Origin of the sequence: Weissella kandleri (genome assembly GCF_001438705.1) — a bacterium.
In the GTDB taxonomy this organism is placed as follows: Bacteria; Bacillota; Bacilli; order Lactobacillales; family Lactobacillaceae; genus Weissella; species Weissella kandleri.
The window spans coordinates 1-11898 of the sequence record NZ_JQBP01000004.1; the positions used below are offsets into that span (position 1 = coordinate 1).

Consider the following 11898-nt stretch of genomic DNA (forward strand, 5'->3'; position numbering starts at 1 on the left):
TTTATATTAGCTTTGCTGATATGCCGACTTAGCTCAGTTGGTAGAGCGACGGTATCGTAAACCGTAGGTCGAGGGTTCGATTCCCCCAGTCGGCATAAATAGTTAAATTTAAAACCTTATGAATGGCTTGAGATAGCTGTTTATAAGGTTTTTTGTTTTTTATTGTAACATTTTTGGTGGTCTGTTACTCGGCGTATACGTTATATTTAGAACGTATTTAATTAAGCTCATTGTCATTGCGAAAAAATGATGTTAGGGTATTATTATGTGATATTTATTAGATATTAATTTATTGAATATAATTATACGAATATATCCTTTGATATTTGGTTTGAAGAGTGACTAAGATGATATTTAAAGAGGAGCTAGGCATAATGATTTATTTAAGAAAAGCTAACTTAGATGATGTTGATCAAATTAATCGAGTGATTCAAGATGCAAAAGGGCTTTTGGCCATGGATCAAATTCCACAATGGCAAGGGAGTTACCCACAAAAAAGAGATTTACTACTTGATGCTAGGTGTGGTATGACATATGTTTTGATTTATAACTGGAAAATAGTTGGGACCGCAACGATGTTAACGAAAGCTGATCCTAATTATCAAAAGATTTATCAAGGAGAATGGCAACCATCTGATGGAGAGTATGTGACATTGCATCGAATTGCTATTCAAAGTGATTTATCTGGTAATCATCTGGGTGAATTTTTGTTCAGTAATTTAATTAGTGAAAGTTACCGGTTAGGCTATAAAGAAATTCGAGTTGATACGCATCGACAGAATCTACGGATGCGACATATTCTAGGACAAAATAATTTTGAATATACTGGTGTCGTCTATATGGATGACAATCCCAATGAACCACGGAATGCATATCAATTATTTTTGGAAAAATAATTGAGTTCAATTTATCAATTTGTAAGCAGTCCAATTAATAGTGTTCATAATGACTATTCATGATAGTTGTTATGAACACTATTTTATTGTCTAAATAAATTCGATAAGTTCTTAAAATTACATTTGTTCTTCCAAAAATCATGTAAAATGAAGTTAAATAGGTAAGCTACTAGTTAAAGGAGCATTAATAGATGAAATTCATACATACAGCAGATTGGCACATTGGGCGAACGTTGAATGGCTATAGCTTGCTACAAGAACAAAATGCGATGTTTGATCAAATTTTAAATATCGCGCAGCAAGAAAAAGTTGATGGAATTATTATTGCGGGTGATTTATATGATCGGGCTGTGCCCCCTGTTGAAGCAGTGATAGCTTTAAATACCATGCTCGAACAATTAAATTTGGTTAATGATTTTCCGTTATATATGATTACTGGAAACCATGATAGTGCTAAACGTATGCAATTTGGGCAACGATGGTATGGTGATCATGCAATGTATTTGGCGACGGATTTGGTCGCGGCGTTTCAGCCTATTACGGTGGGAACGACACAAATCTTTTTGTTGCCGTATTTAGACCCGATGGATGCGCGTGTTTATTATAAAAAGCAAGGCTGGTCGGATGAACAAGTTCAAACGATTCGGACGTTAAACGATGCTTTACAGTACATTTTGCCTGATATGGTTCAGCTTTTTGATCCAGCATTAAATCATATTTTAGTTACTCATTTTGCTGTGAGCGCTAACTTGGCAGAACCAATTGAGAGGCTCAGTGAGACGTTATCACAAGTTGGGGGGTTAGCTACGATTTCAAATCAACTTTTTGCGGACTTTGATTATGTCGCCTTAGGTCATATTCATACGCGACATGCTTCGCCCAGTGCGACGGTGCGTTATGCTGGGAGCCCCGTTAAATTTAATGTGAAAGAAGCCCAGGTTAAAAATGGTCAAAAAGGGGTTGAAGTGGTGGAAATTAACGACCATCAGGTGAAGAGAATTTTTCATCCTTTAGTACCACAGACAGATTTAATCGTCCTCTCAGCGCCTTTTGAAACATTGTTAGATCCTGATTTTTATCAAAATCAGCTGATCAAGCAAGCTTATTTTGCGATTACCGTTGAAGATTTTGATCGTGTTGCTTTGGCAGGACGTAATATTCGGGCTGAATTACAAAATATATATGGAACCGTTGTTGAATTAGAATATCAAACCCCTGAGAATGAATTGGGACCCACGGTAGATCAGCCGTTAAGCGAGGATATAAGTCCCGAACAGGCAGTAGATCAGTTTTATCAAAAGATGGTGCAAGAAGGATTAACAACGTATCAACAGCAAGTGATTGCCGAAACGTTTACGGAAATCACACGGGAGGATTAGGTTATGAAGCCAGTATATTTGAAAATGCAGTATTTTGGTCCTTATGCCCATGCAGAAATTGATTTTAGTCAATTGAACGAGGCATCAGTTTTTTTAATTTCAGGAGATACAGGCGCTGGTAAATCAACTATTTTTGATGCAATGACGTATGCCTTATTTGGATCAACAACTAATAACCGCAAGGCTGATAATTTACGCAGTCAGTTCGCTAGTCCACAGCAAACCACGGAAGTCATTTTTGTCTTTGAACAAGGGCAACAACTATACCGGGTCGTCCGCCATCCTGAACAACAGCGGGCTGCCAAACGTGGTGGTGGGTTGACCCAAGCGAAAACTACGGCAAATTTGGCGGTGGTCGAAAGTGCACTGGGGGGTGAGATAGATGTGTTGGGAACCAAGCCAAAAGATGTTGGTGATCAAATTCATAATTTATTACATTTAGATGCTGATCAATTTAAAAAAATAATTTTGTTACCACAAAATAACTTCGCGCAATTTCTAAAAGCCGATACGAATAAAAAAGAAGAATTATTAAAAAATATTTTTGGGACCAAGATTTATACTGACTTTCGTGAGGCTTTGAAAGTTAAATTAGATGATTTAGAACAGCAACAAAAAACGGCGCAAGATAAAATGGATAGTTTATTGGAAGCGCCTCTGTGGGATGACGGCGAGAAAGAACAATTGCAGACTGCTACTAGGTCACAACAACAGTCTGTTTTACAAGCTATTATTGACACACGCCAACAATCACAGATTAAAAAGCAACAAAAAGTGCAGTCCTTGCAGGCTACATTAGAGCAGCACGAACAGCAACGGCAGGCGGCGGAGAAATTACAACAAACTTTTGATCAACAAAAAAAGCTGCAAAAAGAATATCAGACGAAGGTTCTAGCGCAACAATCTGATTTTGATCGCAATCAGCAACGGTTGGCCGCGTTAAATTGGGCGAGCCAATTTCGTGATTTACGCCAAAACGAGCAGCGCTTACAGCCAGCGATTGAGATGCAAGAAGCGCAACTAGTGACATTACAAGCGGTCATTAATGATGATCAGGGAAAGCTTAAGCAAGCATTGGGAAACTTACAAAGTCTTGAGCAAGAGGCGTCAGTTCAAGCTGATAGGCAACAGCAGGTGCAACAGATTCAAAGTATTTTACGTGAGGCTGAACTGCAAGAGCGCCAAAAACAAAAACGCGCGGAACAAGCGCCCCATATTCATGAATTACAACATTTAATTCAGAAAAAGCAGACAGCATTAATGATTGTAAAACAGCAACTTAGTCAGGTAGAGGTAGCGTTAAGCACGCGGGTACAACTGCAACAACAACATGATCTTTTTCAAAATTTGCAGTTATTATTCCAAGATTTAAAAAATTTAAATGCACAGGTACACCAACAAGAAGAGACTGTGGCCCGCGCTAATCAATTATTGGAACAAACGCAAAAAAAGAGCTTAGAGCAGCAGCAACAAGTACATGATGCGGAAAATGAATATCAGGGGAAGCAAACGCAACGTCGAGCTTTGATGATTGAGATGTTGCAGAGTGAGTTAAAAACGGGGGAACCATGTCTGGTGTGTGGTTCTTTAGAACATCCCAAATATGCGGCTCATACGGAAGCAAAGAGTCAAACCGCTTTGCGTGACGCCCTTGATGCCCTTGATGATGCGCAAAATCTGGTAGAACGGACTAAGACTGAATTAGCGCATACTCAGGTGCAGTTAGTCGAGCTTCGACAAAAGAAGTTTGATGAAGAAAAGAATTTAGCAACGCAAAGAGCATCTTTTCAAGCTGCTTATAAACATTTCTTAGACCAACCACATGCCGACTTAAAGTGGCCAGCACAATATGATGAAAAACAAATTTTGACTGATTTAAGTCATGCGCAAGCTATGGTTGCAGAGCAACTGACAGCTTTACAAGAGCAAATTGAGCGCCAACAAAAATTGAAGCAAACGCAAGAACAGTTACAGAGTAGTTTACAAAATGATCAGACGGCGTTGACTAAATTTAAGGCGACGCGGGATGAGGCCCAGGATGAACTGCAACGTTCAATACGGGTTTATGGGGAATTACCGGCTGGTTCGGATTTGGAAACAGAACGAAAAATATTAGTTGAGCAAAGTGAAGTGTACGCGCAAGCAGTAATGGATGCTAAAATTCAAGTTGATGAACAAAAACAGCATGAAAACTTACATCAATCCCAATTTAAGGCGCAACAAAGCACGTTAAAAGAGAAACAAGCTGAGTTACAACAAGTCGAAGCTAAACTGCAAGCGGCCGTGAAGGAAGAAGATGCTAAGACCCGGGATGAAGCTGAATTGGTGGCGTGGATTGATGCTGCGACAAGTGAAGAGTTAATGGCTTTAACTAGAGCGGTGCAAACTTTTGAACAGGACCAACAACGCCTAGATGAAGCGTTAAAGGGGCTTAAGACGGCATTACAAAGTCAAGTGGAACCGGATCTTGATAAGTTACGTTCGGTCGAAAATGACTGCAAGCAACAAGTGAAAATTGCTGAGCAAGCGCAGACCCTAGCCCAACAAGCGGTACAAGCTGCTCAGGAGATTCAAACACAGTTAAATGTATTAGAAAAGCAGCAAAACCAACATAGTGATGAATTAATGGATTTGCGGCGCCTTTACCAAGTTATTAATGGGCAAGCAAATCATGATAATAAATTAAAGTTGGAAACGTATGTCGTACAACAATATTTGAAGATTGTCTTAGAGTATGCCAACCATCATTATTTAAATTTACTTTCAAATAACCGTTATCAACTGGAAATTAGCCAACAACCACGGACTAAGCAACGGGATACTGGGCTTGATATTGATGTATACGATAATGAAACGGGTCAAATTCGTTCAAGTGAAACCCTTTCTGGCGGTGAAACCTTTATTTCATCCTTGGCGATTGCGTTAGCCCTATCAGAAATTGTGCAAAATTCCGCACAAGGGGTGCAGATTGAAGCCCTCTTTATTGATGAAGGGTTTGGTTCGTTAGATCAAGAGACCTTGGAGAAAGCCTTAGATGCATTAGAAATGGTGAGTGCCAATCGGATGGTTGGAGTGATTAGTCACGTTTCTGAGATGAAAAATCGCATTGGTCAGCAAATCCTTATTCAAAAGATGGGGGATGGGCAGAGTCAAATTAGTTTAAAGGGTGTTTAAATGTATTTTGGTGAGGAGGAATCCGGTGTGAGTATTTATCATGAAATTGAACAGGCGCCAGAGAATCAAATTTTTCAAACGCAAGGTTGGCATCCATTATATGCTGCGCCTAAGACGGCTAAAATTTTAATTATTGGTCAGGCGCCAGGCTTGCGTACTCAATTAAAGAATGAGATGTGGCGTGATGCTTCGGGGGATCGCCTGCGTGATTGGATGGGGATTGATGAGGATATATTTTATCAATCAGGATTAATCGGTGTTTTACCGATGGACTTTTATTTTCCAGGAAAGGGGAAAAGTGGTGATTTGCCGCCACGTCCGGTAGTATCTGAAAAGTGGCACGCGCGTCTAATTGAGGAAATGCCGCAAGTCACTTTAACCATTTTGATTGGATCCTATGCGCAACACTATTATTTGCAGCAACCAAAACGTGTCAAAATTACCGATAATATTCGTAATTTTGGACAATTCCTGCCAGTTTATTTTCCTTTAGTGCACCCTTCGCCACGCAATAATATCTGGCTTGCGCACAATCCGTGGTTTGAAAGCACAGTTTTACCAGCTTTGAAGCAAGCCGTCCAACAAGCTTTAAATTAATTAGACTGTTCATACGTGATGAACACGGCAAAGGGTCCTAATTGGTATATAATAGACCATAAGTAGAAAAGGGAGGATTTAATAATGAGTTTTCAATATGAACCAACCGCATGTACGACAATTTTAATTGGGAAGGGTGCCACCAATGATGGTTCGACAATTATTGCGCGAACTGAAGATGCCCCAAATGGAGCTTTTAATGCGAAAAAATTAATTGTGATGCAACCAGAAATGCAACCACGACATTATAAGTCAGTGGTTTCAGGGATAGAAATTGATTTGCCTGATGATCCAATGCGGTATACGGCAACTCCGGATGTCGATGAAACTCATGGAATTTGGGGTGAAGCGGGCGTCAACATTGAAAATGTTGCGATGTCAGCGACGGAAACGATTACGACTAACGCGCGCACCCTTGGGGCCGACCCACTGGTAGACGGTGGAATTGGCGAAGAGGATATGTTGACGTTAGTTTTGCCTTATATTCATTCAGCACGTGAAGGAGTGCAACGCCTTGGTGAACTTTTGGCTACCTATGGAACATATGAAATGAATGGAATTGCATTTTCGGATGTCAATGAAATTTGGTTTTTGGAAACCGTGGGTGGACATCATTGGGTCGCTCAACGCGTGCCCGATGATGCTTATGTAACTGTGCCCAATCAACGGGGGATTGAAGTATTTGATTTGAATGATTCCAAGAACTTCATGGCTTCAGATGATATGGCGCAATTTATTGCGGATAATCATCTGCAAGTGAGCGCTAATTATAATGCGCGCGATATGTTTGGAACGCATACCGAGATGGATCATGTCTACAACACACCACGTGCTTGGTATATCCAACAAATGTTTACGCCAGCCGTTAAGCATGAACCAATGGATGATGACATTCCATTTATGCAACGGCCAGCGCATAAATTAACCATTGATGATGTCCATGCAGCTTTAAGTAGCCATTATCAAGGAACTATTTATGATCCATACGGTCAAATGGGGGATGAAACGACACGTCATTTATTCCGCCCAATCGGCATTAACCGGAATTGTGACTTAAGTGTCTTGCAATTACGAGGAGATGTGGCTGCTGACCGCCGCGCTTTGCAATGGTTTGCCTTTTCAAGTATGCCGTTTGCCAGCTTAATTCCCGTTTATACGAATGTGAATAAGATGCCTGAATACTTCGCAGGAACAACCTTGCGTGTGTCATCTGAGAACTATTATTGGATTAATCGGTTAATTGCCGGGTTGGTGGATGCTAATTATGCAGAAGCAATTCCGATGGTTGAGCGTTATCAATTGAAGACGATGGCTTTTGGTCACCGGCATGTGCAACTGAATGATCAGCCTGGTCAAGACTTGGAGACGGCTAATGCTAAGTTAGCTGAGGTCATGAAGGTTGAGACCGAAGATTTGTTAAATCAGGTCCTTTATATCCGCTCGAACTTAATGAAAAATGGATATTCTCGTTCCGATAATTAAAAATAGGAGGCAGGCGCATTGAGTTGCTTGCCTTTTTCTTTCTAAACGGACAATAAGCAGAATTTAAGATGATAATGATTATGAAAACAGAAATGATAGATGAGTTAGAACAAATTTTTAAATTGTTGGGCAATCGAACCCGTTTAAAGATTATTACTTTATTACGAGAGCATACTTATAATGTTAAAGAGTTAGTCGCTGCTTTGGAAATGGAACAGTCTGCGGTTTCGCACCAATTGAAACTATTACGGGAGGCACAGTTGGTTCAAACAACTAAACGTGGCCGGACGGTGTACTATTACTTGGCCGATTCGCATATTTTAATATTATTGGATAATGCATTGATTCATATGGACCACGTACGCCGGCATGAAGAATGTCATGATTAGCGTTAATTGATTAAATATGAATGAGAATATTCTCATAAAATAATTGTTTCAGAGAAATTAACGTGCTATAATATCTAGATTAAAGGCAGGTATTTAATTATGAATAATTTACAACAGAAATTTGAATTAACCGCCACCCCCATCCGCTTATGATAAGGTTTGGGGCTTTTAGATTAGGGATTGACTAACAAGCGCTGGACCAACTCGCTAAGGTGAAGTGGGCGGCGTTTTTTTAATGGATGTACGTGAATTTTAAAACGAAAGGTTGGAGCGGGGATGGCAGTGGATAAAAATAAGCATTCAGATCAAGGACAAATGGATAAACAACGGGATTTAAAAGGCGCTTTGACTTCTGGACAAATGCAGATGATTGCGCTGGGTGGCACAATTGGAGTGGGACTGTTTTTAGGTTCGGCTGCCACAATTGCCTGGACGGGGCCTTCCGTCATTTTAGCCTATGCATTTATGGGCTTGGTATTATACTTAGTGATGCGGGCGCTTGGTGAAATGATTTATATTAATCCCACTACGGGTTCCTTTGCTGATTATGCTACTAACTACATTCATCCGGTGGTGGGTTGGATTACTTCGTGGAGTAATATTTTTCAATATGTTATTGTGGGGATTTCCGAAGTAATTGCGGTAGGAACTTATGTTAATTATTGGTACCCAAACGTTCCCGGATGGACTTCGGGGCTCGTTGTATTGGTCATGCTAACCTTAGCTAATTTAGTTTCGGTGAAAACTTTCGGGCGACTAGAGTATTGGTTTGCGATGATTAAAGTATTAACAATTGTGTTTATGATTATCTTTGGGATGTTAATGATTATTTTTGGTTTTGGTCATCATGGCCAACCAATTGGATTTAGTAATTTATGGAGTCATGGGGGCTTTTTCACAGGTGGCTTTAAGGGCTTTATGTTTGCATTGGCTATTATTGCGGGGTCGTATCAAGGGATTGAAGTGCTAGGAATTACGGCCGGCGAAGCGGAGAATCCGCGGTCGTCAATTGCCAAATCAATTCATTCAGTCGTCTTTCGGATTTTAATCTTTTACGTTGGTGCGATTTTTGTGATTGTGACGATTTATCCTTGGAATCAATTAGGGGCGATTGGTTCACCCTTCGTCGAGACTTTTGCTAAGATTGGGATTACCGGGGCGGCGGGAATTATTAATTTCGTCGTGTTAACGGCGGCGATGTCGGGGTCCAATTCTGGAATCTATTCAGCCAGTCGTATGTTATATAAATTAGGAAACGATGGTTATGTTTCTCAGAAAATTGCGAAATTATCAAAACATCAAGTACCATATCGTTCAATTCTATCAATTTCGTTTGGTATCTTTTTAGGATTATTAATGAATGCCTATTTTGATCATTTTAGTAACATTGGCTCGAAATTGTTTGTGATAGTTTATAGTTCGTCTGTCTTGCCGGGGATGGTCCCATGGATCGTAATTATTATTAGTGAGTTACGCTTCCGGCATGCTCACCAGCATCAATTAGTGGACCACCCGCTGATGATGCCATGGTATCCATATTCTAATTATTTTGCGATTCTTGCATTATTTGTGATTGTCATCTTTATGTTTATTAATCCTGATACGCGGTTATCAGTTTGCATCGGGGCCGGCTATTTAATTTTCTTAACCATTACTTATTTTATCTGGGCCAAACATCATCCAGATTTTAAATAAGATCAATCAAAAACGCCCAACTGATTGGCAAGGCAGTAGCTTGGCGAGAGGTTGGGCGTTTTTGATTTGAAGTTAATTTATTTGCGAGTTTGTTCAATGGCATCACGAATTTCATCCACCACGGCAGAGGTTTTATCACCCATTTGCACACCGACGAGGGTAAAGAGGGTGTCGACAATGGTTAACTGGGCAATCAAAGAAGACATTGATTCACTACGAATATTAACTTCTTCTGCCGCACTAGCTAAGACTAAATCGGCGTTTTTAGCAATTTCCGAATTTGGGAAGGCGGTAATGGCGATTGTTTTCACCCCGTGGGATTGTAGATGCTGCATCACCGCTAACGTATCATGGTTACGCCCCGAGTGGGAGATGACCAAGGCAACGTCCTCATTTGTCATGCGCACGGCCTCCATGACTTGAATATCGTAGTCAGGATGCTGAAAACCTTGGACCGGCGTGCGTAAGAATTTATGATAGGCGTTAAAAGCTACTAGTGAAGATCCTCCGATGCCAAAGAAACCGACTTTACGCGCTGAGGCAATCCAGTCGGCTGCAGTGGCAAGATCATCATCATTGATAACTTCATTCGTAGCTTTGAGGGCATTTTCCGCCCCAGAAAAAACTTTTTGAATAATCTGATGCTTGTCATCTTGTTCGTTGATTTCACCGAAGAACGTGTTATTGGTAGAAGTAGAAATCGCTAAGCTGAGTGAAAATTCACGAAATGAGCCGTAACCAATCCGTTTAACAAATCGTGAAATGGTTGCAGTTGATAGCGATGTCGCATCGGCCATTTCTTGAATGGTCATCTTTTGTACTTCGTTTTCATGGTTTAAGATATAATGAGCAATTTTTTCATCAGAACCACTTAATTGGTTCAAAAATGAACGAATTCGAGAAAATCCGCTTTGTGTCATGGGACTCGACCTCGCTTCCAAATTTATATAGTATGCCTTCATTCTACCATTAAACGATCAAAGCCAGTAGTTAGAGTTTGGAATTAAGATGGTTATGCTTTACATGAAACTTCTTTCTGAAAAAATTTTACAAAAATACCTTGAAAAAAGTAAACTTATTTCATATAATAAAGACATACACAAAGAGAAGAGGAAATGATGATGAAGTTTGCAATGATCGGGCTTGGAAAGATGGGCCTAAACTTAGTTAAGAATGCGGTCGATAATGGTAATGAAGTAGTGGCTTATGATTTGAATGAAGACTTCGTGAAAGAAGCCGGAGCATATTCAGATAAGGTAACCATGGTTTCATCAATTGATGAACTTTTGTCAGAATTACCTTCACCAAAGGTAGTTTGGGTCATGGTTCCAGCCGGAGTTCCAACGAACTCAACCATCGACAATTTGATTGAAAAGATGGATGCCGGGGATATTATCATTGACGGAGGAAACTCAAACTTCGAGGATAATTTGGAACAAAACAAGCGGACGACAGCAGCCGGAATCAAGTTCTTTGATGCTGGAACATCTGGTGGATGGTCAGGAGCACGTAATGGTGGAAACTTCATGATCGGTGGAGACGATGCCGAAGCATGGAAGATTTTGGAACCATTGTTTGAATCAATCGCACAAGAAGGCGGATACCTATACACTGGACGTTTGGGATCAGGTCACTACTTGAAGATGGTTCACAACGGAATTGAATACGGAATGATGCAAGCCATCGGTGAAGGATTTGAAATTTTGGAAGCTTCACAATATGACTATGACTTTGAAGCGGTTGCTCACTTGTGGAACCATGGATCAGTTGTTCGTTCATGGTTGATGGAATTGGCCGAAGACCAATTCTCTAAGGATCCTAAGTTGGAGGGAATTACTGGACGTGTGGTAGCCACAGGAGAAGGAAAGTGGACTGTTGAGCAAGCCTTGGACTTGCAAGTACCAGCTCCAGTTATCGCTATGTCATTGATGATGCGTAACCGTTCATTGCAAGATGATACGTTTACTGGAAAGGTTGTTTCAGCATTGCGTAACGGCTTTGGTGGACACGCTATGGACGTTAAGAAATAAGCTTTTAGCTTTTAGCGTCTAGTGATTTAATAATTAATTAATGTTAGATGAAGACATAGCTATGATTTTAGCTGTGTCTTTTTGGTTAAAATGAATAGCTTAGAGTAAAAAGCGAATTTTGCTAGAAAAAGCTGTAAATTAGTTGACTAAATTCGCGGATATCTTTATAATGTTATCTTGTAGTTAAGTGCTACAGATAATTCCGAATTAGCTCAGTTGGTAGAGCACACGACTGTTAATCGTGCTGTCGTCGGTT

Annotated in this window: 9 protein-coding genes and 1 tRNA gene; 9 read left to right on the forward strand and 1 reads right to left on the reverse strand. The window is 40.3% G+C overall.

Features of this window, described 5'->3' with window-relative positions:
- Window positions 1-22: 22 nt before the first annotated feature.
- The 8 genes from IV73_RS04640 (at window position 23) to IV73_RS04675 (ending at window position 9612) form a co-directional block, all read left to right on the forward strand.
- Window positions 23-95: transfer RNA gene (locus IV73_RS04640), tRNA-Thr, on the forward strand.
- A gap of 279 nt (window positions 96-374) precedes the next feature.
- Complete coding sequence (locus tag IV73_RS04645) at window positions 375-896, forward strand: GNAT family N-acetyltransferase (RefSeq protein ID WP_057755518.1); 522 nt, start codon at window positions 375-377, stop codon at window positions 894-896.
- A gap of 191 nt (window positions 897-1087) precedes the next feature.
- Window positions 1088-2275, forward strand: coding sequence for an exonuclease SbcCD subunit D (locus tag IV73_RS04650; protein ID WP_057755521.1), 1188 nt, complete (start codon window positions 1088-1090; stop codon window positions 2273-2275).
- Window positions 2276-2278: 3 nt separating this feature from the next.
- Window positions 2279-5449 carry an AAA family ATPase gene (locus tag IV73_RS04655; protein ID WP_057755522.1) on the forward strand — a complete coding sequence of 1057 codons (3171 nt, stop codon included), beginning with the start codon at window positions 2279-2281 and terminating at the stop codon, window positions 5447-5449.
- A gap of 27 nt (window positions 5450-5476) precedes the next feature.
- On the forward strand, window positions 5477-6046 hold the full coding sequence (locus IV73_RS04660) for a uracil-DNA glycosylase family protein (protein ID WP_057755724.1): 570 nt from the start codon (window positions 5477-5479) through the stop codon (window positions 6044-6046).
- 84 nt (window positions 6047-6130) lie between these two features.
- Window positions 6131-7528, forward strand: coding sequence for a C69 family dipeptidase (locus tag IV73_RS04665; RefSeq protein WP_057755526.1), 1398 nt, complete (start codon window positions 6131-6133; stop codon window positions 7526-7528).
- A gap of 80 nt (window positions 7529-7608) precedes the next feature.
- Window positions 7609-7917, forward strand: a complete 309-nt coding sequence (locus IV73_RS04670) for an ArsR/SmtB family transcription factor (RefSeq protein WP_057755529.1) — start codon at window positions 7609-7611, stop codon at window positions 7915-7917.
- Between the two features lie 276 nt (window positions 7918-8193).
- Window positions 8194-9612, forward strand: coding sequence for an amino acid permease (locus IV73_RS04675; RefSeq protein WP_057755532.1), 1419 nt, complete (start codon window positions 8194-8196; stop codon window positions 9610-9612).
- A 77-nt stretch (window positions 9613-9689) separates the two neighbouring features.
- Here the strand turns inward: IV73_RS04675 and IV73_RS04680 are convergent, their stop codons facing one another.
- Window positions 9690-10532 carry a MurR/RpiR family transcriptional regulator gene (locus tag IV73_RS04680; protein ID WP_057755534.1) on the reverse strand — a complete coding sequence of 281 codons (843 nt, stop codon included), beginning with the start codon at window positions 10530-10532 and terminating at the stop codon, window positions 9690-9692.
- A gap of 201 nt (window positions 10533-10733) precedes the next feature.
- Here IV73_RS04680 and gnd point away from each other — a divergent pair, with 201 nt between their 5' ends.
- Window positions 10734-11642: a phosphogluconate dehydrogenase (NAD(+)-dependent, decarboxylating) gene (gene gnd, locus IV73_RS04685; protein ID WP_057755726.1), complete on the forward strand. Its 909-nt coding sequence runs from the start codon at window positions 10734-10736 to the stop codon at window positions 11640-11642.
- The last annotated feature ends 256 nt before the right edge of the window (window positions 11643-11898 follow it).

Bases quoted from the DNA above. Each gene is read 5' to 3' on its own strand.
- gnd (WP_057755726.1), top strand. From the start codon at position 10,734: ATGAAGTTTGCAATGATCGGGCTTGGAAAGATGGGCCTAAACTTAGTT.
- IV73_RS04665 (WP_057755526.1), top strand. From the start codon at position 6,131: ATGAGTTTTCAATATGAACCAACCGCATGTACGACAATTTTAATTGGG.
- IV73_RS04680 (WP_057755534.1), bottom strand. From the start codon at position 10,532: ATGACACAAAGCGGATTTTCTCGAATTCGTTCATTTTTGAACCAATTA.
- IV73_RS04645 (WP_057755518.1), top strand. From the start codon at position 375: ATGATTTATTTAAGAAAAGCTAACTTAGATGATGTTGATCAAATTAAT.
- IV73_RS04650 (WP_057755521.1), top strand. From the start codon at position 1,088: ATGAAATTCATACATACAGCAGATTGGCACATTGGGCGAACGTTGAAT.
- IV73_RS04675 (WP_057755532.1), top strand. From the start codon at position 8,194: ATGGCAGTGGATAAAAATAAGCATTCAGATCAAGGACAAATGGATAAA.
- IV73_RS04655 (WP_057755522.1), top strand. From the start codon at position 2,279: ATGAAGCCAGTATATTTGAAAATGCAGTATTTTGGTCCTTATGCCCAT.
- IV73_RS04670 (WP_057755529.1), top strand. From the start codon at position 7,609: ATGAAAACAGAAATGATAGATGAGTTAGAACAAATTTTTAAATTGTTG.